Below are 26,883 nucleotides of genomic sequence, written 5' to 3'. Positions count from 1 at the left end.
TATTTTTGAAAGGGGGATTTGATGACTGAGCCATATCGAGATTTAGCCGATGACATCTTAAATCATATCGGTGGTAAAGAAAATATAGAAGAATTGCGCCATTGTATTACGCGTCTGCGCTTTCATCTTAAAGATGTCAACTTAGCTGATACAGAGTATTTTAAAAATAATCCAGAAATACTGACAGTGATACAAGCTTCAGGGCAGTACCAATTGGTGATTGGCAACCACGTTCCTGAAGTATATGAGCAAATAATGACCCTGATAGAAGGTTCAACATCTGCTAAGATTATCGATTCATTTACAGGAAATGGTTTAGATAGGGTGTTAAATTTTATTTCTTCAATCTTTAATCCTTTATTAGGCCCAATGATTGCGGCGGGAATGATAAAAGTAATCTTTAATATATTGTTAAGTTTAGGCTATTTACTGAATGATGGATTAATGATTTTCTTAAATGCAATTGGCGATGGTTTTTTTCAGTTTCTGCCTGTGTTTGTTGCAATTTCAGTGGCTAAAGAAATAAAAATGAACCTCTTCACGGCACTTGCGATTACCTCTTCTCTTTTATATCCATCATTTCTTGAAATGATTAACACTTCAGCAGGCAAAGAAATTCTTTCAGGCACTCTATTTAATCTGATACCATCGTTTAAGTTATTTAATTTACCGATCTTTTTATCCCAGGGATATTATGGGACGATAATCCCAATTATGATTACGATTATAGGTGCTAGTAAATTGGAAAAGTATTTTAAGAAGCAATTTTCAACCAATGTTCGAGGATTTATGACTCCCTTTATGACTATTTTGATTATGGTGCCTTGTTCTTTATTCATTTTTGGTCCCTTGTTAGCTTGGTTGAATCATTTGATCGATTTTTCTCTATCCTGGTTATATACCCATAGTCCTATGTGGTTTTCGATATTTTTAGGAGGTTTCTGGCAATTTTTGTCCATTTTTGGGTTAACTTCCTGGGTAAATCAGCAAATTGCTTTTGAGCTAAATTCCTTGGGATACTCATCAATTTTGTCAATCACATCTTTCGCGAGTTTTGCACTCGTCGGAGTTATCTTTAGTCTCATGTTATATAGAGCTAACCAACAGACAAGTAAATATGGGATTATTTCAGCAATCTTAGCTTTGTTTGGCATTGGTCAGCCAGCGTTTTTTGCTTTTATTATTTCAAAACTTCACCTATTAATAATTTCTTTCCTAATGGGGGCTTTTCAAGGTTGGTTTGTTTGGATTTTTAAACTCAAGTCAAATCATTTGAATAGCGGAGGAATCAGCTTTTTCTCAATTTTAGGGAATGGAGAAAACATAGATGCCTTGAGTTATTTTTTGTCATTATGTTTGATAGTTCTTACCATTTTCCTACCCCTTATTTTAAGGAAAAGTCATGACCAATTTATTGTTAACAAGCAGAAGGAGAGTGAATTGTCCCTAAACAATGTCAATACTAATCAAACGAATCTTATTCAAGAAGGCGAAGTGATTGAAACGATTCATGCCCCTTTCACTGGTGAAATTCGAGATCTCCGGAGCATTGAAGATAGAGCTTTTGCTTCTTTAGCCTTAGGCAATGGGGTAGCCATAATACCTAAAGATAATTGTGTTTATGCACCCTTTAATGGCCAGATAACCAGCCTTTTTCCTACTCATCATGCAATCGGTATTAAATCATCACAAGGTGTTGAACTATTAATTCATCTTGGGATTGACACGGTAAAAATGGAAGGAAGGGGATTCGAGACATTTATAAGACAAGGAGATGCTGTTGAATTAGGACAAAAGCTGATGTCGTTTGATCGTGATTTAATTTTGAAGGAAGGGTATCAATTAACGACACCAATCGTGGTTTTGAATAGTCACTATTATGAGTGTTTACTGCTGACTGATAAAGGTCAGGTTTGTTTAGAAGATACGATCATTACGGTAATGAAAGAAAATAGAAAGGATGAAAGCAATAATGGTTAAATTTCCAGAAGGTTTTTTATGGGGTGGAGCAACTGCAGCTAATCAATTAGAGGGAGCTTTTGACCAAGGAGGTCGAGGGTTGGCTAATGTAGATTTAGTTCCTACGGGTCCAGATAGATATCCTATTATTACAGGACATATGAAACATTTTTCTTTCGACGAAGATCATTTTTATCCAGCCAAAGAAGCGATCGATTTTTACCATCGTTACAAAGAAGATATTGCTCTTTTTGCTGAGATGGGTTTCAAAGCCTATCGAATGTCAATTGCTTGGTCTCGAATTTTTCCTAAGGGAGATGAACTAGAACCGAATGAAGATGGGCTTGCATTTTATCAATCGGTCTTTGAAGAATTACATAAATATGGTATTGAACCCATTGTTACCATTACTCATTTTGATATGCCTATGCATTTGATTCATGAATATGGCGGATGGCGCAACCGAAAACTCATTGACTTCTATGAGCGATTAGTTACTACCCTTTTTACTCGATATAAGGATCTAGTCACGTATTGGATTACTTTTAATGAAATTAATATGATTCTCCATGCGCCTTTTATGGGAGCAGGTATTGTCTTCAATGAAGGAGAAAATGAAGAAGAAATAAAATATACAGCAGCTCATCATGAACTATTAGCTTCTGCCCTAGCAACGAAAATTGCTCACCAAATTAATCCAAATAATAAATTAGGATGTATGATTGCTGCTGGTCAATATTATCCCCACACCCATAATCCTGCAGATGTGCGTCTAGCGCAAATCATGGATCAGGAGAATTATTTCTTTATAGATGTTCAATCTCGCGGAGTTTATCCAAATTATGCTTTGAGAAGATTAGCAGCGCAAGGCATTCAAATTCCTTTCGAAAAAGGAGATGAAGAATTATTAAAAGAAAATACTGTAGATTTCATTTCCTTCTCTTATTATTCATCTCGGGTTGCTTCGGCTGATCCCAAGGTAAATCAACAAACAGAAGGAAATATCTTTGCTTCGATAAAAAATGAATACTTGAAGAGTTCAGAATGGGGCTGGCAAATTGATCCGCTCGGTTTCCGCATAACGATGAATGAATTATATGATCGCTATCAAAAACCTTTATTTGTAGTTGAGAATGGTCTAGGAGCTGCTGATAAGCTTGATCAAAATGGCAGAATTGAAGACGATTATCGCATTGCCTACCTAAAGGCTCATATTGAAGAGATGGGTAAATCCATTGAAGAAGATGGAATTCCAGTGATCGGTTATACCTCATGGGGCTGTATCGATTTAGTGTCTGCTGGAACGGGCGAAATGAAGAAAAGATACGGTTATATATATGTAGACCGTGATAACGAAGGGAAGGGGACATTCAAAAGAATCAAGAAGAAATCATTTGACTGGTATAAGCAAGTTATCGCAACAAACGGTAGTAATTTAGAAAATATATAGTTAATAAATTTAGAAAGAGGAAAGATTATGGCTAAGAATTATGATGAGTTAGCGCGAGATATTATCCAACATGTCGGTGGGGAAGAAAATGTTATTGATTTACGTCATTGTGTGACTAGACTTCGCTTTCATTTAAAAGATGAAAGTAAAGCGGATACTGAATATTTAAAAAATCGTGATGGAATCGTATCTGTTGTCCAAGCGTCTGGCCAGTATCAAGTAGTTATTGGTAACCATGTCCCCGATGTCTATCAAGCGGTTTTAAATGTAAGCACATTGGGCGATGAAGAAAAAGAGACCAGCAAGAGTGAAGAGAATCTCCCCAAGGGAAATCTGATCAATCAATTCATCGATTTAATGTCTGGGATATTTCAACCATTCCTAGGAACCATGGCAGCTGCTGGGATGATAAAGGGCTTAGTGGCTATTATTTCTGCTTTGGGTGTATCTCATTCTGATGGTTTGTATATTATTTTAAATGCTGCGGGCGATGGATTATTCCAATTCTTACCTATGTTGATTGCAATTACGGCAGCTAAGAAATTTAAGATGAATCATTTCACCGCAATTGCTTTAGCAGGCGCAATGCTCTATCCTACTCTGTTGGATGTTACTGCAGGAGAGCCTTTGTATACTTTGTTCGCAGGGACAGTCTTTGAATCGCCAATATTTACCACATTTTTGGGTATACCAGTAATTTTAGGAACAGGCTATTACTCAACGGTTATTCCGATGATTTTAGCGGTTTGGTTTGCTTCAATCATTGAACACTTTGTCAAAGATCGGCTACACGATAACGTTAAAAGCTTTATGACACCTTTCTTAGTTCTAGTGATTACAGTCCCAGTTGCTTTATTAATTTTAGGACCAATCGCTACTTGGGGAACTAATTTAGTTGGGGCGTTATTTACCTGGTTGAATGAAGTTAGTCCGATATTATTTGGTCTTATCTTAGGTGGTTTATGGCAAATTCTAGTTATGTTTGGGCTTCATTGGGGTATTGTACCAATTGGTATTATTGAATTGACCAATACAGGTCAGTCTGTCATTTTTGCAGTAATTTCAGCAGTAAGTTTTGGTCAAGTAGGAGCACTTTTGGCTATGATGATGAAGTCAAAAAATAAAAAAGTAAAAACATTAGGAGTTCCAGCTACTATCTCAGCTTTATTTGGGGTTACTGAACCTTCTATTTACGGTTTTACCCTACCCGCTAAATTTCCATTTTATCTATCTTGTGTCGCTGCGGCACTTCAAGGACTTTATTTAGGTATTTTTAAGGTTACGACATTTCAAATGCCTGGCTTAGGTATTTTCTCAATTCCAGGATTTATTGATCCATCAGGACAAAATACAGCTAACTTAATCCATTATAAAGTGGCAATTTTTATCGCAACGATTGGCGGATTTATTCTAACGTACTTTTTCTATCGGGAGAAAGAAAGTATTTAATCAGATTATCGAGCTCTTTAATGGGGCTCGATATTTTGAAACTATTTACTAATATTTAAGGAGGTTCATTATGGTTGTTTTTCCAAAAGATTTTCTATGGGGTGGAGCGACAGCGGCTAATCAACTCGAAGGGGCTTATAAAGAGGATGGCAAAGGCTTATCTGTTCAAGATGTGACTCCTCAGGGTGGTTTTGGGCCAGTTACAGAAGAGCCAACACCAGACAATTTAAAACTAGAAGCGATTGATTTCTATCATCGTTACCAAGAAGATATTGCCCTCTTTGCCGAGATGGGGTTTAAAGTTTTTCGCTTATCGATTGCCTGGTCGAGAATATTCCCTCAGGGTGATGAAGCTGAGCCTAATGAAGCGGGGTTAGCTTTTTATGATCGAGTTTTTGATGAATTGGCGAAATATGATATTGAACCCTTAGTGACCATTTCTCATTATGAGACGCCTCTGCATTTGGCTCGAGAATATAATGGTTGGGCCAATCGCAAGATGATTGATTTTTATGAACGTTATGTTCGAACTATATTTAATCGCTATAAAGATAAGGTAAAATATTGGCTTACCTTTAATGAAGTGAATTCAGTCTTGCATGCTCCTTTTATGTCAGGAGGCATTGCTACGCCAAAGGAAGATTTATCCAAGCAAGATTTATATCAAGCGGTCCATCATGAATTAGTCGCTTCTGCTTTAGCAACTAAGATTGGCCACGAAATCAATCCAGACTTTAAAATTGGTTGTATGGTTATTGCCATGCCAGCTTATCCAATGACCGCCCATCCTTTAGACCAACTCGCTGTAAGAGATTTCGAGAATCAAAATTACCTATTTTCCGACATTCATGTCCGAGGGAAATATCCTAATTACATTCGGCGATTCTTTAAAGAAAATGGTATAAATATTAATTTTGCTCCAGGTGATCAAGAATTATTAGCCAAACATACGGTTGATTTTATTTCTTTCTCTTATTATATGTCGGTGGCCCAGGCTCATAATCCAGAAGAGTATGGCAGTGGTCAGGGTAACATCATGGGAGGAGTAATGAATCCCTATTTATCAGCTTCTGAGTGGGGTTGGCAGATAGACCCAGTTGGTTTACGTTTGGTCTTGAATGAGTTCTATGATCGTTATCAACTTCCCTTATTCATTGTAGAGAATGGCTTGGGTGCCAAGGATGAATTAGTCGAAGGACCAGAGGGTCTGTGGGTAGAAGATGATTATCGCATCGACTATTTAAATCAGCACCTATATCAAGTTGGCCAAGCGATTGAAGATGGGGTAGAAATTATGGGCTACACTAGCTGGGGCTGTATTGATTTAGTTTCCGCTTCAACTGCGCAGATGTCTAAACGTTACGGATTTATTTATGTTGATCGGCATGATGACGGTTCTGGTAGTCTGAAACGTTATAGAAAGAAATCATTTAATTGGTACAAACAGGTGATTGAAACGAATGGAGCTTGTTTAGAGGAGGATTAATGTGATGATGAAGGCGATTTTTCTTGATGTGGATGGAACTTTAACTGATTATGAAGGGAATATTCCTGAGTCTGCTATTAGAGCGATCCAACAAGCGCGAAGAAATGGCCATAAAGTGTTTACCGTTACCGGACGTTCTAAAGCCGAAATGTATGAAGATATCTTGGCGATTGGTTTCGACGGTTATATTGGCGGAAATGGATCCTATGTGGAGCTAGATAATCAAGTTTTATTTGAACAAGTTCTTTCTAAGACTGATGCTAAAGAGATTGTGGATTGGTTACATCAGCAGGAGCTAGAGTTCTTTTTAGAATCAAATCACGGATTATTTGCTTCAAAGAATTTCAAAGAAGCTGGGCGGGCGCCACTTCAAGCGTATTCTGCATATAAGGGGAAAGACAACGCTGAGCACGTGACTGTAGAACAGGTTTTTCCTGAGATGATCTATGATGGAGAATTGTATCGCGCAGATCTTAATAAAGTTTCTTTTATTCTGAACGCTTATGAAGATTATCTGCAGGCTCGTCAGCGTTTCCCCCATCTTAAGGTCGGTACTTGGGGTGGAGCAGGCGAACAAGCTCTCTTTGGTGATATTGGTGTAGCGAATATAGATAAGGGCAAGGCAATTGATATTATCTTACAACATATCGGGATAAAGCGTGAAGATTCGATTGCATTTGGCGATGCCAAGATAGATATTCCAATGTTGGAGTATTGTGGTACAGGCGTGGCCATGGGGTCTGGTGGAACAGAAATCAAAAGTATGGCGGATTATGTCGCCAAGGATGTTCAACAAGATGGACTCTATCATGGATTCGTTCATTTGGGTTTAATTGAGGGAGAGAGTAAATTATGAGTGATTTATATTTGATGCGCCATGGTCAAACTCTGTTTAATCAATTAGGTCGGACCCAAGGTTTTTGTGATTCACCGCTGACCCCACTGGGAATTGCCCAGGCAGAACAGGCAGGAAAATTTCTGAAAGAATTAGGGGTCGAGTTTTCTCAGGCTCATTGTTCAACCTCTGAACGAGCTGAAGATACTCTGAATTTAGTTTATCAAGGTCCCTATAATCGTAGTAAGTTATTAAAAGAGTGGAATTTTGGTCGCTTTGAAGGCGGTCCAGCCTATTTGGAGCCCCCTCATAAACCTGGGCAAGTTTCTCATGGGGACAATTTTGTGCCTTATGGGGGAGAAGATGTCCATGAGGTTATGGATAGAATGACTCAGGCACTCACAGAAATTATGGAGCAGGCTGAGGGTAATCAATTAGTCGTATCGCATGGCGGCGCTATGTATGCTTTTTATTTAAATTGGCGTCGGCAAGGAGATATTCGACCAGAGTTTACGAATTGTTGCATTTTACATTATAAGTATGAAAACCATAAGTTTTATTTGCAAGAAAGTTTTGATCCAACAGTAGAATCAAGTAAATAGGTAAAACTTCAGTGATTATTTGTCTTTAGAAATTGAAAAACAAGAATCCATTATTTATGCTTAGAGGTATTTTTATCATTATTATTCGTTAATTTTTGTTAAATTATTGGCGAATTGACAAAGGTGTTGTAGCCTTTTTAGGTATAAATCATGGGTTCTTTTTTGCTTTATCTCATTTCTCCTATTAAATTTCTTTCTCCTATCGTACAATGGGTAAAGGAAAGGGAGTGGCTGAATGACTGCGACACGGATTCAATTTTTGGCTGGCTTAGATACAATTGGCGGGAATATTATTCTTATTGAACATGGGGATTATCGTGTGATTACTGATTTTGGGGCTCAGGTGGGTGCTCAGGCTAAAGATTTACTTGATTTATCTAAGACCGCCGAATTAATCGAAATCGGCTTGTTACCCAAGGTTGATGGAATCTATCCACAAGAACAAGTGGGAAAGACTCAAATTCAATCTTATCAATCCCGGCAAAAAGAGACCATTATTTGTCTCAGTCATCTGCACATTGACCATCTAGGTTCTCTGAAGCATGTAAGTTCAGAGCTGCCGATCTATGCTTCAGTGGAGGCGCTGCCGCTTTATCAACAGTTAGTCAATCATGGCTTTTTATCAGATTATCAGCTTGAGTTAAGACCGGTGGAAGCAGAGGTTCCCTTAGAATTTGGACCCTTTAAAATCCGTTATCGACAGAGTGACCATGATACTTTGGGTGCTTCAGTGATCTTTATTGAGTGTCCGGATGGACAATTGATTCATTCAGGAGATTTGCGTCTAACCGGTTTTCACCCCGAGCGGGTTTGGACTTGGGCTTTAGAGGCTCGGCAGAAGCAGGTTGATTTGCTTCTTCTGGAAGGGACCTCTTTCTCTGAATTTGCCGATCGGCAAACACCCGTCGCTTTGGCTTTGGCTGAATTAATGACTCCGCTTCAAGCACCTAGCGAGTTAGGCCTCTTACAGAAGATAGAAAACTTATTGATTCAGCAACCTGATCAGCTGTTTACCTTTAATGGTTATCCGCAAAATGTAGAGCGTTTCATCCAGCTTGTCGAACTTTGTCAGCAATGTGGGCGGCAGGTCCTAGTTCAAGAAGCTTTCTATCATTTTATTAAGGCCTTCCTACCGGCAGATTTAACGGTCAAATCTATCAAACAAGCCAATTTAGACGCTATTCATTCTGATCCAGGGTCCTATCTTATCCAAGTGGATCAAGATTTCCTGGAAATTATTGATCAATTGCCTCGAGGTAGCTATTTACATTCGAATGGCGAGCCTTTAGGTTTATTTATGCCTGGTTATGAGGCGTTTGTCCGCGGGATCGTGGAACGCGGTTGGACGTTCTATCAAGCGGATGTCTCTGGTCATGCTGAACAGCGTGATTTACTCAACCTGGCGTATCTGATTCAAGCCAAGGGAGTCTTGCCTTGGCATAGCTTCAATCCGTTGGAATTTGGTCAGGCTTTAAACCAACATGGCCTAGCGACTTGCTTGCCGGTCAAGCATCAGTGGTATACTATAGAAGAAATCAAGTCGATGATTGACCTACAGAAGGAAGGAATGGCATGACTTTGGAATTAACCCTCTTTGTTACTAGTGATACCCACGGACAATGGATTGAACGGCCAGACGCCGATAATTTATCGCTCAAAGATACAGCCGTATGCTTAAAAAAATTACAAGCTGAATGTGATCATCCTTATTTAACCATAGATTTAGGTGATTTTATTCAGGGTTCTGGCTTAGCCACCTATTATGCTCAAATTGAAGAAAATGGGGATATGTTTGCCCGGGTCATGAACTATTTGAATTACGATTATCAATTGATTGGCAATCATGAGTTTAACTTTGGTAATCAATATCGTGATCACATTTTGCAACAATTAAAGGCGAAGATTCTGGCAGCCAATACCGTGGACGCTATTTCGGGTCAACCTATTTATGGTCAACCCTACGATATCATTGAAATTCAAGGCCAAAAGATCGGGATTATTGGCTTAACAACTTCCTATATTAAACATTGGGAATTAGCTCAGAATTATCAAGGTCTTGATTTCCCTGATGCCTTTGAAACAGCTAAAAAATATGTGACTGAACTTAGACCCCAAGTCGATGTTCTGATTCTAGCTTATCACGGTGGATTTGAGAAGGACTTGGTTGATTTCCAACCGATTGAACCGCAAACCGGTGAAAACCAAGGAGCCAGAATGTTAGAAGAAATTCAGGGAATTGATGTGCTCTTGACGGGTCACCAACACCGTGAGATTGCCGAGATCGTCAGACAAGTTGCCGTAGTACAGCCTGGATTTGGTGGCGAATTTATCGGCCGAATTGATTTGACCATTGATCACCATCGAATAATTGATAAGTCGGCTCAACTCATTCCGATTAGCAAAGCTAAGGAAGATGATAGCAATCTGATGACTGTCTTGAATCCAGATTATCAGCAAGGACGTCAATGGCTTCACCATGTGATTGGTAGCGCCGATATTCAATCGCCAACTCAAGATGCCTTTGCTGCACGTTTGTACGGCCATCCCTATGCTGAACTCTTAAATCAATTGCAGTTAAAAGAGACGGGGGCACAATTTTCTGGCATTGCGATCGTTAATGATAGTTTCGCTGATTTTGTCGGTCCCATTACCAATGAGAAGTTGCTCCTATCCTATCCTTTCTATAACTTGATAGCTAAGGTGGCTTTGACTGGTCAAGAGTTAAAAGAGATTATGGAATTTAATTTGAAATATTTCTCTTTTAATTCGCGAGGAGAGTTGCGGGTTAACCCTCGTAAATTAGAGCCAAAACCTCAACATTACAACTATGACCTTTATTCAGGTTTCCATTGTTTAGTCGATTTAAAACAGCCAGTCGGCCAACGCGTGCTAGAAATGACCGATGAAGCTACTGGCCAAGCCTTAGTGATGGATCAAGTTTATACGGTCGCTGTGACCCAATACCGATCAGTTGGTGGCGGCAATTATCATTGGTTTAGTAAAGACAAAGTCTTATCCCTGTCTGAGATAGATATTGCAAAATTAATCCACCAAGCCTTGGAAAATTACACTGCCAGTGATTGGCAAGCCATTAATCACAATTATCGTCATATGGATTTCGTGGAACACTATTCCTTAGCCAAAGATCCTCTAAGTCTGGACGAGTAACTTTCGCCGATAGCGTGAGATGGTTTCGGGGGATAGTGATTTTTGGCTAATTCAAATATTTAAACTACTCGACTCTGTTTTATGCGATCCTCGCTTTTAAAAACGGCGTTCAACCGATTTCTGTTCCTCTTGAAAACCATTTGTCTAATAATCCTGAGTACTCAGTTACTGGACAAATTTTCATTCAATATTTTTCAGTCCTACTTGCTAAGATCTCAATCATAATTTGATGAGCCTTTTAGCTAGGTAGGACTTTTTTATTTTCTGACTATTCTTTCCCCATTGCTTATATAATGATTAGTTAATTTAATAATGGTTGGTAAAAGCTTATGATAGCAAGGCTTAATACCAGGGCATCATCAACCTTTACATAATCTTTACATTACAATGGCTGATTATTTGCTATATTTAAGTTGTAACTATCTTATGATGAGGTGAGAACGTGCAAGTCCGCTTTGACGATGTCTCTTTACGTTTTGGAGATAAAACGGTATTAAATCATATTTCTTTTAATCTTCCTGACCGGGCACTGACCTCATTCTTGGGTCCGAGTGGGAGTGGCAAGTCGACGACGCTCTATTTGATTTCAGGTTTATTAGAAGTCAGTTCGGGTCGGATTTTCTTTGATGATCGGGATGTGACGGATTTAGACCCGGTTAAACGGAATATTGGCCTAGTCTTCCAGAATTATGCCCTTTATCCTCATATGACCGTTTTGGATAATATTATGTATCCCTTAAAGATTGCTAAAGTTCCTAAGGCTGACCGAGTCCAACGCGCGATGAAAATGGCAGAACTCACACAAATTGCTGACCAATTAGATAAATTTCCTAGTCAATTATCAGGGGGTCAACAGCAACGGGTGGCCATTAGTCGTGCCTTAGTCAAAGAACCCTCTGTCTTATTGATGGACGAACCCTTGTCCAACTTAGATGCCCGGCTAAGAATTGAGATGCGCCGTGAGATTCGGCGGATTCAACAAGAAACTGGGATCACGACCATCTTTGTAACCCATGATCAAGAAGAAGCCTTGTCGATAGCAGATAACGTCATGATTCTTAATCAGGGTGAAATCCAACAAATGTCTGACCCCGTCAGCTTGTATGCCCAGCCGGAAAATCTTTTTGTGGCAAAATTTATTGGGTCGCCGGTGATTAATATCTTCCAACCTCAGAGTCCTAACTTATTAAAACATAAAATCTTAGATAAGGATGCTTGGCAATATCTAGGGGTACGGCCTGAGCATTTAATCATGACTTCTGCAGATGAAGCTTTACTGAAAGGCCAGGTAAGTCGGATTGAGCAGGTCGGTAAAGATGTGACAATCTATTTACAAGGTCCTGGTGAGGATTTCGTATGGTCTCAAACATCCTCGACGCCCGTCGAAGTGGGCCAAGAACTATTCTTCAAGGTAGCGGATCAGAATCTCTTGCGTTTTGATAAACAAGGCCGACGGATTGAGGAGGCTAACCATGAACCAGAAAGCTAGTTGGAAGTCGACATGGCGAGCTGGCCTCTACATTCTACCGATGTTAATTTTAGTCGGCATCTTTACGATTTATCCAATTTTTAAATCGGCTGAGATGAGTCTGCAAGAGAATTTTAAAATCTTCACTGGTGAATTCAGCGCTTATGGCTTTAAGAATTATCAGATTCTATTGAAAGATCGGAAATTCTACCAGGCTTTGAAGAATTCGGCGCTCTATGTTCTAGGTGTTGTTCCTGCTTCGTTAGTGATTTCGCTTTTGATTGCCAATTTGCTCTATAGTATCAAAAGATTACAGAGTTTCTTTCGTTCACTTTATTTCATTCCCTTTGTCACTTCGACCGTGGCTATTTCTGTGGTTTGGTCTTGGTTGTATCACTCACGCTTTGGTTTAATAAATTATGTCTTGACTAGTCTGGGGCTACCAGCGATCAATTGGCTCAATTCTCCTGACTATGCCATGATTGCCGTTATTTTGATGGCAATTTGGAAAGGCTTGGGCTTTAATATCCTCTTATTATTGGTCGGCCTGTCTAATATTGATGACAGCTATTACAAAGCGGCTAAAGTTGACGGAGCTGGGCCTTGGCAACGTTTCTGGACCATTACGCTGCCCTTGTTACGGCCAATGTTATTCCTACTATCCGTCATGGGCGTGATTAATGGATTCAAGGTTTTTGATGAAGTCTTCGCTTTATTCTCGGGTCGGCCGGGTCCAGCGGGTTCTGCGACTACCTTAGTTTATTATCTTTTCCAAAAATTCTATGTCCAGAATAAATACGGGGTAGCTGCCGCTTCGGGAATTGTATTATTTGCCATCGTCCTAGCGATTACTTTAATCCAATACTATGGTAATCGTTATTTTGCTAAGCGGGGAGGGGAGTAGCATGCATCGCAGACAACAGCTGAGTACAATTTTACGCTATGTCTTGCTGACCTTGGGTGGAATTTTGATGGTGATCCCTTTTTATTGGATGTTAGCAACTTCCTTGAAATCTCCGGGTGAAGTGGCTCAAATCCCACCAACTTGGTTGCCCAAGTCTTGGCTATTCTCTAATTATGCCAAAGCATTAAAGACGGCTCCTTTTGCCCGTTATTTCTTGAATTCGCTCTTTGTGACTACAATCACCACTGTGGGCGAATTATTTACCAGTATTTTAGCGGCTTTTGCCTTTGCCAAGATGAAATTTTGGGGCAAGAATGTCTTGTTTATTCTCTTATTGTCAACGATGATGGTTCCTGGTGAGTTAATGACCATCCCTAATTTCGTCACTTTATCGAAATTGAATTTGATTAATACTTATGGGGCGCTAATTATCCCTTGGCTAGCCTCAGTATTCTCGGTCTTCACCCTGAAACAATCCTTCGAATCGATCCCAGATGCTCTTTATTATGCAGCCAAAGTTGATGGGTCATCGGACTGGCGCTTCCTCTGGGAAGTCATGGTGCCCTTGTCTAAGTCAACCTTGATGGCGGTAATGATTCTAAAAGTGATTGGTTCTTGGAATTCATTCATGTGGCCCTTGATTGTCACGAATGATAAATCTTTACGGACTTTACCCGTGGGACTGCAAGCCTTTACCACGGAAGCAGGCACTAACTTCGAATTGTTAATGGCTGCTTCAACCCTGGTCATTGTGCCCATGGTAGTCATCTATTTGTTGTTGCAGAAGTATATTGTCCAAGGAATTTCGCGCGCTGGTATTAAAGGTTAAAGTTTCAGAAAAATCTCAGGAGGGAAAATTTTCCATGAAAAAAATTATCAATCTACTAGCTGTTTTTGTCCTAGCGGTGGCGAGCTTATTTAGCTTAACGTCTGTATCCGCTCAAGAAAAAGTGAAAGTGACTTTCTGGCATGCAATGAATGGTCCGCATCAAGAAGCCATCACTGAATTAGTCAAACAATTCAATGAGTCTCAAGATCAATATGAAGTGGTCGAACAAAACCAAGGTGAATATGATACCTTAAATCAAAAAGTTCTTGGTGCTGTGGTATCCAATGAATTACCAACCATGTCTCAATTAACCCCTTCAAATATCACCGATTACGCTGGTGAAGGAATTCTGACTCCACTCGATGAATTACTTACCGATGAAAATGGCTTTAGCCAAGCCTTAATGGATGATATTTACGAAGGATTTATGACCGGAGTCAAGATGGATGACCAAATTTATGCGATTCCATTCTCTAAATCAGTTCGCTTGATGTTCGTCAATAAGGACTTATTGGATAAAGCGGGCGTTGAAGTTCCTAAGACCTGGGATGAAGTCAAAGCTTTAGGTGATGCCTTGAAAGAAGCTGGCGTAGATAAACCAGCCATGGGCTTAGAGAATGGCTTCTCCATGGAACTAGAAACCATGGCCCGTCAAAATGGGGCTACTTGGATCGCTGAAGACTTATCTTCAACCGATATCGCTTCAGATAAAGCCGTGGAACCTATGCAATTCTTAAAAGATTTAATTGATCAAGGCTATGCTCGGACCGCTGGTGAAGATGGTTATATGTCTGGTCCATTCTCTCAAGGTGAGTCTGTTCTTTATATCGGTTCTTCTGCCGGAATCCCTTATGTATTACCAGGGGTTGAGGAATCCGGAATGACCTTAGAAACGGCTGAAATCCCAGTTTACGGTGAGGGTGAAGCTTTAACTTTATTTGCCGGGAATGATTTAGGGATCTTCGAATCAGCCACTGATGAAGAGAAAGCTGGTGCTGTGGCTTTTATGGCTTATCTTTTAGAGGCCGATAATACAGCTACTTGGGCCACCAAATCAGGCTATTTACCAATTACCAAATCGGGTACAGATTCTGAAATTTGGAAGAAATATTTGGAAGAAAACCCTTATGTTGAAGCAGCAACCAAAGAATTAGAATACGGACAATCACAAGTTCCATATGTAGGTTCTGGTGAGGTCTTTAATGAATTGAATACAGTCATCGAAGATATTGTCTTAAATGATGCTGATGTGAAAGAAAGCTTGCAAAGCATTGAAGATTTAGTCAAAGGCCACTTAGGACTTTAATGAAAGATTCTGCCAGCAACAAATAATTTACCTTGCTTTAACCGGCAAGGTATTTTTAATGCAGACTTTCTGTTATGATAATAAAAAATGAAAGGAATTAACTATGGAAAGCAAAAAAACACTAACCAGTCTATTGTTAATCTGTCTAGCGGGTTTGGTCTGGTTCTTTACCAATACGAATTCACCGGTTCAAGAAGTTTCGCAAGGAGTGACCGAACAAGCCAGCCACATTCAAGAGGATGGCTATTATTATAGTAAAGAAGAAGTGGCCGCTTATATTCATCAGTACCAGCGTTTACCTGACAATTATATTAGTAAACAGGAAGCGGAGAACCGTGGCTGGACTCCTCAAGACAAAGAATTTGTGGTAGGTGGCAATCGTTTCGGTAATCGTGAAGGCAAACTTCCCAAAGCACAAGGCCGACAGTATTACGAGGCTGACCTTCAATCAGGTTATACCGACCATCGCGGGCCTGAACGCTTGATTTATTCCAATGATGGGTTGATTTATTACACCCCCGATCATTATCAGACCTTTGAACAATTATATTAGGAGGAAACTATGGACTATATTATTGATGGGCAAATGATGACCAGTCGAGAAGCGACCTATGAATATTTGATTGAGATGTTACAGTTGCCTGATTATACGGGACATAATTTAGATGCTTTATGGGATGTCCTCTTAGATTTGCCCGATTTGCAGATTACCTTTATTAATGCGCGCTACTGTTTGGATAATCTAGGTGATTATGGTCGTGATTTGTTAGATCTCTTTGGCGATTTGAACTTTGAAGACAGCTACGAAGTTGTGATGTATTGGTAAGCAGTCAGCTAGCAAATAGCGTGATTTATCACTATGTTAAGCTGATGACACTTTGGAAAAAACAAAACAAAATGGACTGACTTGGAAAAACGTTGGATATAAGTGCAATATAAAAGTATAAAACGGTAGAAGTCAATCTTTATAAAACTGGGTTTCATTAGGGAGCCCAGCTTTTTATATTAAGAAAGCTATATGACTTTATATTGCCTAAGTATAAAGCCCAGGTTTTGTTGGTCCCATCAACCTATGCTATAATTAGCTCGTTATAGAAAGCGAGGAATTGTTCTATGTCAGAGATTATGACTCAAGCCGATTTAATTCAACAGATAGGTCAGGCGACCCAAATTAAAGCTCGGCAGATCCAAGCAACGCTAGAATTGTTAGCGGAGGGGAATACGATCCCTTTTATTGCCCGTTACCGTAAGGAAAGGACGGGATCCTTAGATGAGGTTCAAATATATGAAATCCAACAACAGCAACAGCAAATCTTAGCCCTAGCTGAGCGAAAGGCGGATGTTGAACGTTTGATTGCTGAGCAAGACAAGCTCACCCCAGAATTACAAATAGCGATCCAACAAGCTGACACTTTGCAACAAGTTGAAGATCTCTACCGACCTTATAAGCAAAAGCGGAGAACCAAAGCCATGATTGCCAAGGAACAGGGACTAGAACCATTAGCAGATTGGTTACAAGCCCCAGAAGAGACTGGCAATATTGAGCAGAAGGCTGAGCAATTTCTTTCCGAAGAGATAGAAGACGTTCAAGCCGCCTTAGCGGGAGCCCATGAAATCATCGCTGAGGCTGTGTCTGATCGGGCTGATTTCCGCGATTTTATTCGCAAGTATTATCATTATAATGCGGTGGTCCAAAGTCAATTGAAAGACGCAGAATCAGACCCGCAAAAGGTCTATGAAATGTACTATGATTTCACGGAAAAGCTGAGCCAACTTCAGGCCCATCGGACATTGGCGATGAATCGTGCTGAAAAAGAAGGCGTCATCTCGGTCAAGGTGGAGGCGGATGCTGAACCAGCGATTCATTATATGGTTAAACGCTTTGTGGCTGATTCTTTGGCCAAGCCGAAGAAGGACCGTGTCTTGGTAGCCATCGAAGATGCCTACAAGCGTTTCATTCAACCAGCGATAGAGCGTGAGATCCGCAACCAAATGACAGAAGAAGCTGACCAACAAGCGATTGAAGTTTTTGGTTATAACTTGCGTCATTTGTTACTCCAAGCTCCCCTAAAGGGCAAACGGATTATGGGCTTTGACCCAGCTTATCGAACGGGATGTAAATTGGCGATGATTAATGAAACAGGTTACGTCTTAGCCAAAGCAGTCATTTATCCGCATAAACCGGCCAGCCAAGCTCAAAGACAAGCCGCAGCTGACAAACTAGCTGAACTTATCGAAGAATATCAAATTGAAGTGATTGCGATTGGCAATGGAACAGCCAGTCGAGAATCTGAACAGTTCGTGGCCCAAGTCATCCAAGAACATCAACTAGCCGCTCGCTTTATTGTGGTGAGTGAAGCGGGGGCTTCAGTCTATTCGGCCAGTGAGGTTGCTCGCCAAGAATTTCCTGATTTCCAAGTGGAAGAACGATCAGCGGTATCAATCGCCCGTCGTTTGCAAGATCCCTTGGCAGAATTAATTAAGATCGACCCTAAATCAATGGGAGTGGGTCAATATCAACACGATGTATCCCAAAAAGCCTTAAACGAACAACTCGATTTCGTGGTCAACATGACGGTAAACCAAGTTGGCGTCGATATCAATACGGCATCGGTTCAACTCCTACAGCATGTTTCAGGCTTGAGTTCAACGACCGCCAAGAATATTGTGGATTATCGCAATAGTATCGGTAGCTATCAGTCGCGAGACCAGATTAAAGCAGTAAAACGACTCGGTCCCAAGACTTTTGAGCAAGCGATTGGTTTCATCCGGGTTTTAGGTGGAGACAATCCCTTAGATCAGACCTCGATTCATCCTGAATCCTATCCCTTGGCCCGGAAAATCTTAGCCCTAGCCGGTATTGATCTGGCTGACCTGGGCAGTGAACAAGCCACACAGGCCCTCGGCCAGCTTAATCTTACTGAATTGAGTCAAGGTTTGGCTACTGGTAAAGAAACCCTCGAGGATATCTTGGCTGGCTTGATGCATCCAACGGCGGATATTCGTGATGGTCAAGCTACCCCGATCTTACGCGAGGATGTCTTAAGTTTTGAAGATTTATCAGTCGGTATGACCTTGCAAGGGGTGGTCCGCAATGTGGTTGATTTTGGAGCGTTTGTCGATATTGGCGTCAAGCAAGACGGCTTAATTCATATTTCCAAATTATCAGATAAGTTTATCGAGCATCCTGCAGAAGTGGTCGCCGTCGGCGATATTGTTGAAGTTGAAGTGATCTCATTGGATCCACAAAGTCAGCGTATCGGTCTGAAACGCGGTTGATAAAGTTTAGATAAGATTGAAGCTAAATTTTGTCTGTGTAGGCAAGGTATAGAAACCAGACATAAGTTCTCGGGTTCAGTCAATCAATATATCATAAAAAAAACCGGATATTTACTATTCGTCAGATTTATTTCTGCCGATGCAGGTAAATATTCGGTCTATTTTTGTTTAAATATTTAAATTCTATTGGATAAGTGATTGCTCCATGTGTCTCTATAAAGTTATTGCTTGTTGAAAGTGACTTGGTGCTGGTCATCAACTAAGTTACCATCTTTGTCCTTAGAAAGTTGGAAGAGATACTTATCATTTAAAGCTAATTCTAAGCGGTTATCTTGAACCATTGCCGATTGAATCAAATCTTCAAAGACTAATTGGTGACTCACTTCATGATCGGTATCTTTATTTTCTTGATAAGAAGCTTTGGCGATTAAGCGCGAGTCTTGATTACTTTCAGTGGGATCAGCTAAGTCCTGTCTAGGTTCGTTGGCCACAAAATTCTTAATCTGCAGGTAAACTTCTTCTAGCGGGTCATCTTTGCCAATAGCTTGCTCGATATCGTCTAGATAAAGTATGACCTGGTCTTCTTCGACAGAAAGCTCCTTAATAAAACTATCCTCTAGCGTATAAGTTCCGATAAAATCTTCAAAACTTAAGTCTTTGGCTACAACGTGAGGGGAAAATAGGTTAAAGATAAAAAAGATAGCTAAGCTAAACAACAGATAGGGTTGACACTTCTTAAGCATACAGATCCTCCTCTAATTTCATTATTCTTTCTGAATCGTTGAAGCAAAAAACAGCAAAATTGACGAACGGACTTAAGAGATTATCATTATAATTTAATTATAGCCGAAAATAAATTTAAGCCAAGTAGAAATGGATCAATAATTGAGCAAGATAAAAGCTATCCCAAAGCGCAAGAAATTACTTTCAAGCAGGTTTAGAATAGCTTTTTAAACAATAAGTCTATTAATTAACCAATTTCAGTTGTTAATTGTTGTTCGGGATCATTAAATTCTTGTGTATTCATCGAGTGTAGTCGTTTAGAAGTGACTAGACCTGCCACGATAGAATCAGAAACATTTAATGCTGTCCGCCCCATATCAATCACCGGTTCGATAGAAACCATTAGACCAATAATTTCAATCGGTAAGCCCAAGGTTCCAAAGACAATCAAGGCAGCGAAAGTAGCTCCCCCACCAACACCAGCGACACCAAATGAAGAAATCGCTACAGTTGCGACAATGGTTAACCAGGTCATCGGATTAGATAAATCAAGACCAACGGTTGGAGCAATAATAGCTACTAACATGGCAGGATAAATTCCGGCACAGCCATTTTGGCCAATGGACATTCCCAGAGTGGCTGAGAAATTCGCCGTCGTAGAGTCGACCCCAAAGGCCTCTTCTTGAGTCGCAATATTCAAAGGCAGAGCCGCTGCACTAGAGCGAGAGGTAATGGCAAAGCTCAAGACATTCCAAGCTTTCTTAAAGTAAGTCATCGGTGACAGACCATTGACTGCCAAGATGAGTCCATGAATGATAAACATAATGGCAAAAGCAAAATATGAAGCCAATAAGACGGTTCCCATGTTCAACAAGGCTTGTAAGCTGGAAGTAGCGACCATCATGGTCATCAGAGACAGAATTCCGTAAGGAGCCATGCGTAAAACAAGTGATACTAAGCGCATGACAATGCGGTGTAGGGCATCAATAATACCCTTGAAAGTTCGTGCATCTTCTGGATATTTTCGGGCGACACCTAGATAGGCAATTCCTACTAAGGCTGAGAAGATAACGACCGCGATGGTACTGGTTGGTCGGCTACCTGCTAAATCTTCGAAGATATTACTTGGCACGAATTCAATAATCTGTTGAGGTAGGCTGAGGTCGGCAACCATGGCACTGCGTTCTTGCAGGCTTTCAATGCGAGCCAATTCTTGAGCACCTTGGCTGAATTCAGCGCCATTAAGTCCAAATAGCAATACTGAGGCAATTCCCAATGTCGCTGCAACAGAAACAGTCCCAATTAAAACGGTAAGAATATGGGCTGAGATTTTCCCTAGGTGGCTATGGCCTTCCATTTGGGTAAAGGCTTTAACCAAGGAAACAAAGATTAAAGGCACGACTAACATTTGTAACAATTTGATATAGGTGGAGCCGACGATCGAAATCCAATCCATTATTTGATTGGTGGTATCACTCTCAACGCCGTATAGCCACTGAATGATTGCCCCCAGGACAATCCCTAAGCCCAAGCCGGTGAAGACCCGTTTGGCATAGGCTACGTGAGTCCGACTCATGCGGAAAAGTAAAAACAATAAGGTAAGAAAAACGAATAAAAATAAAATAATTGCCATCAAACCATCCTCCTAAATAAAATAGTAGAGATTACATCTGTAAACTCTCAGAATTTATAGTACGAATTCTAACAAAAGAGAATAAGCTTGTAAAGGCATAAGTATCCATTCAAGGAACTATGATATTTAACTGATAATCAAACAAATAATGTGATTAAAATGAGAAAGATTATAATTTTAGAAAGACTAATTAATGGGATTAGACAATTTTTTCTTGTTTAAGTCTATGGCATGGGCTTACTCGAACTCTTGGGCACCGTCTTCCGCTTATTTTCATAAGCTTCAGACTTACTTTTCGACTCAATCCCTAAAAGCCAGAGGCTTCAAGGGATTGATGTGGGTAAAGTATGCTAATCCTAGGGTTCTCGTATGCCCATGCTTCCGACTTAAGAAAAAATAACTTAATAAATTACTCGAACTAAAATTTATATTTTTTGAATAATAAAATAAGAGAGTGTTGGGCGTGGTCGTTCTTCAAAGCCTTGCTTTTCCGAACTAAATCCACTAGACAATCTCTAATCGACAAGTCGTAAGAGATTGTAAGCTGCGTGGATTTCCATCTTCTTGCGAGTGTCAGGATTCGTATTTTGTTAATGAAATTATCAAAACTCATTTAATCTCTTTAAAATTTTCTGTTTTACTAAATTTATGAGAGATTAGTATCTATCAATAATAGAAAAAATTGGGCACTGTCTTCCGCTTATTTTCATAAGCTCCAGACTTACTTTTCGACTCAATCCCTAAAAGCCGGAGGCTTCAAGGGATTGATGTGGGTAAAGTATGCTGATCCTAGGGTTCTCGTATGCCCATGCTTCCGACTTAAGAAAAAATAACTTTTTAGATTACTCGAACTAAAGATTATATGTTTTTTTGAAGAATAAAAAGAGATATCTGGGTTGGTCGTTTTTCAAAGCCTTGCTTTTCCGAACTAAATCCATTAGACAATCTCTAATTGACAAATCGTAAGAGATTGTAAGCTGCGTGGATTTCCATCTTCTTGCGAGTGACAGGATTCTTATTTTGTGTCTGTTACATTTTTTATCTCATTTAAAAATAAAAAGAGCCAATTACAGGCTCTTAAAAAATAATATTTTGTTGAATTTTGTTGAGGACATATTAATTTATAAAAGTTGTATGTAAAATTGTTTGTAAAATTTGATTTTAGTTAATATCAAACAATATCATTTTACATTTAAAACATTATATTACCAACGTTTATACTTCTTTAAAAAAACAACAAAAATTGATAATGCGGACAATGGGATTTGAACCCACACGAGTATTCACTCACTACCCCCTCAAGATAGCGCGTCTGCCATTCCGCCATGTCCGCATGACGATAGAATTTATTATACGCTATTATTAGCCTATCTGTCAAATACTTCAATCCAAATGTCATTCTTTATAATTTGGTAATTTGTTTGTTTTGTTTCAAGAGCTAAGAATTGGGTACAGTTTAATATTTTTGAATAATTTGATAAGGTCCATAATGTTTAGTCTGGACAATCATTTCGGCAATTTCTTCTGGTGTTTCTTTAAGCTCCCGTCTAACCCAAAGCGTAACGATGGCCAAGATACTGCTGGAAAGGATTTCATCAGCATATTCCACGGAAAGACCTGAAACATTAGCCAGTTGGATATGGTGGCGATCTAATTTTTGTTGGATTAATTGTTTCAAGATATTTTTGAACTGTTCCATAAATTCTTGGTTGTGTCCTTGTTGCGTCATGGTAGCAATAAAAGCATAGTTATCTTTGATATAGTACATGGTCTGTAGGATTAGACTATATGGGAAAAGTTCGATGGGGGAAGTAAGGGCTTCTTTTTCAGGTTCGGCCAATAATATCGCAGATAAATCGTTAATCGCTTCTGTTTCTAGTTTTTCAATTAAATCAAATTTGTCAATGTAGTGTAGATAGAAAGTTCCGCGATTTATTTGAGCTTCGCGGGCGATGTCGCTAACGGTAACATTGGCTAAGCCCTTTTCTTTAACGAGTTTGATTAAGACTTGTTTGATTTTTTCTTTAGTTTTTGTTTGTCGTTGACTCATGTTTTATCCTTCCTAAATCAACAACTTGTTGATTATTGCTTATTGATTCCTATCTGAGGTCATTTTATAATATGACCATTAAATAATCAACACGCTGTTCATTTTATTTGAGGCGTGTTTTATTTAATTCTACCGAATCTAGGGTAAATATTCATAAGGAGTGAAGATATGAGTTATATAGAAATGAAACATAGTTATAAAACTTATCAAACAGGAGATACTGAAATAACGGCTAACCGAGATGTCAATTTTGAAATTGAAAAAGGCGAACTGGTTGTGATTCTCGGCGCTTCTGGTGCAGGTAAATCAACGGTATTAAATATTCTTGGTGGCATGGACAGTAATACTAAGGGGCAAGTCATTATTGATAATCAGGATATTTCTGATTATAGTTCTCATCAATTAACAGAATATCGGCGAAATGATGTAGGATTTGTATTTCAATTTTATAACTTGGTAGCTAATTTGACTGCTAAAGAAAATGTTGAGCTCGCTACTGAAATCGTAAAAGATGCTGAGGACCCTGTGGAAGTCTTAAAAAAGGTAGGCCTTGAGCACCGAATTAATAATTTTCCTGCCCAACTTTCTGGTGGGGAGCAACAACGTGTATCAATTGCACGAGCAGTGGCCAAAAAACCAAAGATTCTCTTGTGTGATGAGCCAACAGGTGCTTTGGATTATAATACGGGGAAACAAGTATTACAAATACTTCAAGATATGAGTCGTAAACAGGGAGCTACGGTTGTGATTGTTACCCACAATAGTGCCATAGCGCCGATTGCAGACCGAGTCATCCATATGCATGACGCTAGTGTGTCTGAAATTTCTTTGAATGATCAGCCCAAACTAATTGAAGAACTTGAATGGTAGGAGGGAGAATCATGAAGAAAAGTACCTTATGGAAGGATATCCGCAAGGCTTTTAGACATTCTAAAGGACGATTTTTTTCAATTATTTGTTTAATAGCTTTAGGATCTTTCGCCTTAGTGGGTTTAAAAGTTACCGGTCCTGACATGCGTCGAACCGGTCAAGATTATTTTGATCAACATCAATTAGCCGATATCATTGTAATGAGTCAATATGGGTTGAACCAAGATGATAAAGATTTGATTCAGCAAGTGGCTGGGATTAATCAAGTCGAATTTGGTTATCAACAAGATGTCGTTATTAAAAGAACCAATCAGTCTTTACGAATTTTTTCTAAAACTCCAAGTCTTTCCCAATATCGATTGGTAGAGGGCATTCTGCCGAGCAAAAAGAATGAAATTGCGCTCTATTCAGATATGATGGATCAATATCCTTTGGACTCTTGGATTGATGTGAAAGAATTACCTAACAGTCTTGACCATTATAATTTGGAGAATCATAAATTTAAGGTGGTTGGTTTCGTTGATTCAACGGAGATTTTGTCGACTGTAAGTTTGGGTCCTTCTCAATCAGGTTCAGGTGAATTAAAGGCTTATGGTGTCGTTGCACCGATAACTTTCGATTCTCCGGTTTATATGAATGCTCGTTTAAGCTTTGATAACTTAGTTGGAGTGAATCCCTATAGTCAGACATATATCAAGCGTCTACATAAGCATAAAGAAGAGCTTGAGGACCAATTTGACCATCGTTCTGCAGAACGTTATCAAGAATTAAGGGACGATACTCAAGAAGCGATTTCAGAAGGACAACAAGATATTGCTGATAGTCGTCAAAAAATTAAAAATAAGGAAATCGAATTAGAAGATGCAAAAGATCAATTAGACCAAGGACGTCGTCAACTAGACGAGAGTAAAGCAACTTTAAATCAATTAAAAGCCCAAGCAGAGGCCAATCCAGAAGCCTTGCAAGCTGTTTATGATGAGAAAAAAGCTAGTTATGATTTGGCAGAAGCTGAATGGCAAGATAATGCCAAAAAATATGAGGACAAACACCACAAATTTGAAGAAAAGAAAGCTGATGCCGAAGAAACGATTAAAACAGCTGAAAAAGATATTGTCAAAGCGGAAGAGTTTATAACAAATTTGACTGAATCTAAATATTCGATTTTAACTCGACGCGAAACGCCCGGAGCCAAAGGTTATAAAATTTACACGAATATCGAGGAAATAGTTGAAGATTTGGCCAATATTTTTCCGATTTTTCTTTATTTTGTGGCTGCTTTAGTTACTTTTAATACGATGACAAGGTTCGTCGATGAAGAAAGAATGAATGCTGGAATATTAAAAGCCATAGGCTATACGGATCGTGATGTAAGTAAGAAGTTTGTTGTATATGGATTAGTTGCGAGTCTATTGGGAGCAACAATAGGGATTGCCCTAGGACATACCTTATTACCAATCATTGTATATTCAGCATATAAAGATGCATATAAGATTCAACCTTTAGAACTTCACTTCTATTGGGATGTTACCTTGATTGCCATAATCCTCGCACTTATCAGTGCGGTCATACCAGCACTAAAAGTCGTTAGACAAGAATTAAAAGAAAGTCCAGCCCAATTGTTATTACCAAAACCACCCGTTCAGGGGGAAAAAATCTTATTAGAACGCATCCCTTTTATCTGGAAACGGCTTTCCTTTACCAAGAAGGTTACCGCAAGAAATATCTTTCGTTATAAGAAACGGATGTTTATGACAATCTTTGGTGTTAGTGGGGGTGTGGCCTTGCTTTTTGCTGGTCTAGCGGTCCAACACTCTATCTCAGGGATTAGTAATCGACAATTCCAAGAAATAATCCAATACGACATGATTGTCGCTCAAAAAGATTACTTGACTGATGAAGAAAACCATAAATTATCGGAAAAATTAGATCAAGATGACATTGCTCATCATTTGGCTATCCATTTCGATAAACTTTCAAAAGTTGCTGGAAAGAAAGCGGATGAACAAGAAATCAATTTGATCGTTCCAGAAAAATCGCTTGCTTTCAACCAATATTTGAACTTGAATCATCGGGAGAATCGAGAAGCCTTAAAGTTGAGCTCTGACGGGGCAATAATTTCTGAAAAACTGGCTAAATTATTGGATCTAGAACCTGGTGACTCTTTTGAAATTGAAGATTCACAAGGGAAAAATCATACGATTAAAGTTGCTGATGTTACAGAAATGTATATTGCTCATTTTGTCTTTATGAATTCAGAATATTATGAAAAATCTTTCGCACAAGACTATGAAACCAATGGTCAGCTTATTCAGCTAAAAGATAAGTCTAAAGAAAATGTGGAAGAAATAGCAACCCAATTTATGAATTTAAAGGGTGTTGAAGGTGTTATTCAAAACATATCTCATATAAATCAGATAGCTACTGTAGTAGATTCACTCAATATGATTATGGAAGTATTGATCGTGGTGGCAATTTTCCTTACGATTGTTATCCTTTATAATTTGACCAATATCAATGTTTCGGAACGATTACGTGAATTGTCAACGATCAAAGTTCTTGGATTCCATAATAAAGAAGTGACAATGTATATCTATCGTGAAACAATTATTCAATCTTTAGTGGGGATTCTACTAGGCTATCTACTGGGAAATCTACTTCATCGTTACATTATTACGACTGTGGCCCCAGAGGATGTTATGTTCAACCCGATTGTTGGATCGATGGCCTACCTGTTACCATTGGCAATTGTAGTGATTATTTTCACAGTTCTAGGATTTATGGTTAATCGGCGCTTAAGACGAGTAGATATGCTCGAAGCATTAAAATCTGTTGAATAAATAAAACAAAGAGACCGATTCAGGCATCCGGTCTC

At 39.3% G+C, this 26,883-nt stretch carries 20 protein-coding genes and 1 tRNA gene; 17 read left to right on the top strand and 4 right to left on the bottom strand.

Going from position 1 to position 26,883, the window contains the following annotated elements:
• The first annotated feature begins 21 nt into the window (after positions 1 to 21).
• The 15 genes from M0R79_RS06715 (at position 22) to M0R79_RS06645 (ending at position 18,735) form a co-directional block, all read left to right on the top strand.
• A complete protein-coding gene (locus tag M0R79_RS06715; protein ID WP_248415906.1) occupies positions 22 to 1,980 on the top strand; it encodes a glucose PTS transporter subunit IIA in 1,959 nt (652 codons plus the stop codon).
• Positions 1,973 to 3,409 (top strand): 6-phospho-beta-glucosidase, encoded by a 1,437-nt coding sequence (locus tag M0R79_RS06710; protein WP_248415907.1) that lies wholly within the window; start codon positions 1,973 to 1,975, stop codon positions 3,407 to 3,409. The genes M0R79_RS06715 and M0R79_RS06710 overlap by 8 nt, the downstream gene beginning before the upstream one ends.
• Before the next feature lie 27 nt (positions 3,410 to 3,436).
• Complete coding sequence (locus M0R79_RS06705) at positions 3,437 to 4,858, top strand: PTS transporter subunit EIIC (RefSeq protein WP_248415908.1); 1,422 nt, start codon at positions 3,437 to 3,439, stop codon at positions 4,856 to 4,858.
• 70 nt (positions 4,859 to 4,928) lie between these two features.
• Complete coding sequence (locus tag M0R79_RS06700; protein WP_248415909.1) at positions 4,929 to 6,344, top strand: glycoside hydrolase family 1 protein; 1,416 nt, start codon at positions 4,929 to 4,931, stop codon at positions 6,342 to 6,344.
• A 4-nt stretch (positions 6,345 to 6,348) separates the two neighbouring features.
• Positions 6,349 to 7,200, top strand: coding sequence for a Cof-type HAD-IIB family hydrolase (locus M0R79_RS06695; protein ID WP_248415910.1), 852 nt, complete (start codon positions 6,349 to 6,351; stop codon positions 7,198 to 7,200).
• The gene (locus tag M0R79_RS06690) at positions 7,197 to 7,781 is read left to right on the top strand and encodes a histidine phosphatase family protein (protein ID WP_248415911.1); all 585 of its coding nucleotides are present in this window, start codon (positions 7,197 to 7,199) and stop codon (positions 7,779 to 7,781) included. Before M0R79_RS06695 ends, M0R79_RS06690 begins: the two co-directional genes overlap by 4 nt.
• 235 nt (positions 7,782 to 8,016) lie before the next feature.
• The gene (locus M0R79_RS06685; protein WP_248415912.1) at positions 8,017 to 9,357 is read left to right on the top strand and encodes an MBL fold metallo-hydrolase; all 1,341 of its coding nucleotides are present in this window, start codon (positions 8,017 to 8,019) and stop codon (positions 9,355 to 9,357) included.
• Positions 9,354 to 10,949 (top strand): bifunctional metallophosphatase/5'-nucleotidase, encoded by a 1,596-nt coding sequence (locus M0R79_RS06680; protein ID WP_248415913.1) that lies wholly within the window; start codon positions 9,354 to 9,356, stop codon positions 10,947 to 10,949. Before M0R79_RS06685 ends, M0R79_RS06680 begins: the two co-directional genes overlap by 4 nt.
• Positions 10,950 to 11,391: 442 nt before the next feature.
• The gene (locus M0R79_RS06675) at positions 11,392 to 12,438 is read left to right on the top strand and encodes an ABC transporter ATP-binding protein (protein WP_248415914.1); all 1,047 of its coding nucleotides are present in this window, start codon (positions 11,392 to 11,394) and stop codon (positions 12,436 to 12,438) included.
• Entirely contained in the window at positions 12,422 to 13,321 is a 900-nt protein-coding gene (locus tag M0R79_RS06670; RefSeq protein WP_248415915.1) for a carbohydrate ABC transporter permease, read from the top strand. Before M0R79_RS06675 ends, M0R79_RS06670 begins: the two co-directional genes overlap by 17 nt.
• A gap of 1 nt (position 13,322) precedes the next feature.
• Positions 13,323 to 14,150 carry a carbohydrate ABC transporter permease gene (locus tag M0R79_RS06665; RefSeq protein WP_248415916.1) on the top strand — a complete coding sequence of 276 codons (828 nt, stop codon included), beginning with the start codon at positions 13,323 to 13,325 and terminating at the stop codon, positions 14,148 to 14,150.
• A 34-nt stretch (positions 14,151 to 14,184) separates the two neighbouring features.
• Positions 14,185 to 15,456 carry an ABC transporter substrate-binding protein gene (locus M0R79_RS06660; protein WP_248415917.1) on the top strand — a complete coding sequence of 424 codons (1,272 nt, stop codon included), beginning with the start codon at positions 14,185 to 14,187 and terminating at the stop codon, positions 15,454 to 15,456.
• A gap of 103 nt (positions 15,457 to 15,559) precedes the next feature.
• Positions 15,560 to 16,009, top strand: a complete 450-nt coding sequence (locus tag M0R79_RS06655) for a ribonuclease domain-containing protein (protein ID WP_248415918.1) — start codon at positions 15,560 to 15,562, stop codon at positions 16,007 to 16,009.
• A 9-nt stretch (positions 16,010 to 16,018) separates the two neighbouring features.
• Complete coding sequence (locus M0R79_RS06650; protein ID WP_248415919.1) at positions 16,019 to 16,282, top strand: barstar family protein; 264 nt, start codon at positions 16,019 to 16,021, stop codon at positions 16,280 to 16,282.
• Positions 16,283 to 16,569: 287 nt separating this feature from the next.
• Entirely contained in the window at positions 16,570 to 18,735 is a 2,166-nt protein-coding gene (locus M0R79_RS06645) for a Tex family protein (protein ID WP_248415920.1), read from the top strand.
• Positions 18,736 to 18,956: 221 nt separating this feature from the next.
• Here the strand turns inward: M0R79_RS06645 and M0R79_RS06640 are convergent, their stop codons facing one another.
• The 4 genes from M0R79_RS06640 to M0R79_RS06625 form a co-directional block, all read right to left on the bottom strand.
• Positions 18,957 to 19,478, bottom strand: coding sequence for a hypothetical protein (locus M0R79_RS06640; RefSeq protein WP_248415921.1), 522 nt, complete (start codon positions 19,476 to 19,478; stop codon positions 18,957 to 18,959).
• A 227-nt stretch (positions 19,479 to 19,705) separates the two neighbouring features.
• Positions 19,706 to 21,091, bottom strand: a complete 1,386-nt coding sequence (locus M0R79_RS06635; protein ID WP_248415922.1) for an L-cystine transporter — start codon at positions 21,089 to 21,091, stop codon at positions 19,706 to 19,708.
• A gap of 1,250 nt (positions 21,092 to 22,341) precedes the next feature.
• A tRNA-Leu gene (locus M0R79_RS06630) sits at positions 22,342 to 22,424 on the bottom strand.
• 123 nt (positions 22,425 to 22,547) lie between these two features.
• Positions 22,548 to 23,141: a TetR/AcrR family transcriptional regulator gene (locus M0R79_RS06625; RefSeq protein ID WP_248415923.1), complete on the bottom strand. Its 594-nt coding sequence runs from the start codon at positions 23,139 to 23,141 to the stop codon at positions 22,548 to 22,550.
• A gap of 168 nt (positions 23,142 to 23,309) precedes the next feature.
• On the opposite strand from M0R79_RS06625, the gene M0R79_RS06620 reads away from it, so the two are divergent.
• Positions 23,310 to 24,011, top strand: coding sequence for an ABC transporter ATP-binding protein (locus M0R79_RS06620; RefSeq protein WP_248415924.1), 702 nt, complete (start codon positions 23,310 to 23,312; stop codon positions 24,009 to 24,011).
• An 11-nt stretch (positions 24,012 to 24,022) separates the two neighbouring features.
• Positions 24,023 to 26,848 (top strand): ABC transporter permease, encoded by a 2,826-nt coding sequence (locus tag M0R79_RS06615; RefSeq protein WP_248415925.1) that lies wholly within the window; start codon positions 24,023 to 24,025, stop codon positions 26,846 to 26,848.
• Positions 26,849 to 26,883 lie beyond the last annotated feature (35 nt).

Source organism: Ignavigranum ruoffiae, assembly GCF_023195815.2.
Lineage (GTDB): Bacteria > Bacillota > Bacilli > Lactobacillales > Aerococcaceae > Ignavigranum > Ignavigranum ruoffiae.
This window is presented reverse-complemented; position numbering and strand designations above follow the sequence as displayed.

Excerpts from the sequence above, each read along its gene's own strand:
- M0R79_RS06615 (WP_248415925.1), top strand. The coding sequence starts at position 24,023 with ATGAAGAAAAGTACCTTATGGAAGGATATCCGCAAGGCTTTTAGACAT.
- M0R79_RS06700 (WP_248415909.1), top strand. The coding sequence starts at position 4,929 with ATGGTTGTTTTTCCAAAAGATTTTCTATGGGGTGGAGCGACAGCGGCT.
- M0R79_RS06660 (WP_248415917.1), top strand. The coding sequence starts at position 14,185 with ATGAAAAAAATTATCAATCTACTAGCTGTTTTTGTCCTAGCGGTGGCG.
- M0R79_RS06690 (WP_248415911.1), top strand. The coding sequence starts at position 7,197 with ATGAGTGATTTATATTTGATGCGCCATGGTCAAACTCTGTTTAATCAA.
- M0R79_RS06670 (WP_248415915.1), top strand. The coding sequence starts at position 12,422 with ATGAACCAGAAAGCTAGTTGGAAGTCGACATGGCGAGCTGGCCTCTAC.
- M0R79_RS06645 (WP_248415920.1), top strand. The coding sequence starts at position 16,570 with ATGTCAGAGATTATGACTCAAGCCGATTTAATTCAACAGATAGGTCAG.
- M0R79_RS06680 (WP_248415913.1), top strand. The coding sequence starts at position 9,354 with ATGACTTTGGAATTAACCCTCTTTGTTACTAGTGATACCCACGGACAA.
- M0R79_RS06620 (WP_248415924.1), top strand. The coding sequence starts at position 23,310 with ATGAGTTATATAGAAATGAAACATAGTTATAAAACTTATCAAACAGGA.
- M0R79_RS06650 (WP_248415919.1), top strand. The coding sequence starts at position 16,019 with ATGGACTATATTATTGATGGGCAAATGATGACCAGTCGAGAAGCGACC.
- M0R79_RS06665 (WP_248415916.1), top strand. The coding sequence starts at position 13,323 with ATGCATCGCAGACAACAGCTGAGTACAATTTTACGCTATGTCTTGCTG.
- M0R79_RS06695 (WP_248415910.1), top strand. The coding sequence starts at position 6,349 with ATGATGAAGGCGATTTTTCTTGATGTGGATGGAACTTTAACTGATTAT.
- M0R79_RS06625 (WP_248415923.1), bottom strand. The coding sequence starts at position 23,141 with ATGAGTCAACGACAAACAAAAACTAAAGAAAAAATCAAACAAGTCTTA.
- M0R79_RS06655 (WP_248415918.1), top strand. The coding sequence starts at position 15,560 with ATGGAAAGCAAAAAAACACTAACCAGTCTATTGTTAATCTGTCTAGCG.
- M0R79_RS06715 (WP_248415906.1), top strand. The coding sequence starts at position 22 with ATGACTGAGCCATATCGAGATTTAGCCGATGACATCTTAAATCATATC.
- M0R79_RS06640 (WP_248415921.1), bottom strand. The coding sequence starts at position 19,478 with ATGCTTAAGAAGTGTCAACCCTATCTGTTGTTTAGCTTAGCTATCTTT.
- M0R79_RS06710 (WP_248415907.1), top strand. The coding sequence starts at position 1,973 with ATGGTTAAATTTCCAGAAGGTTTTTTATGGGGTGGAGCAACTGCAGCT.
- M0R79_RS06685 (WP_248415912.1), top strand. The coding sequence starts at position 8,017 with ATGACTGCGACACGGATTCAATTTTTGGCTGGCTTAGATACAATTGGC.
- M0R79_RS06635 (WP_248415922.1), bottom strand. The coding sequence starts at position 21,091 with ATGGCAATTATTTTATTTTTATTCGTTTTTCTTACCTTATTGTTTTTA.
- M0R79_RS06705 (WP_248415908.1), top strand. The coding sequence starts at position 3,437 with ATGGCTAAGAATTATGATGAGTTAGCGCGAGATATTATCCAACATGTC.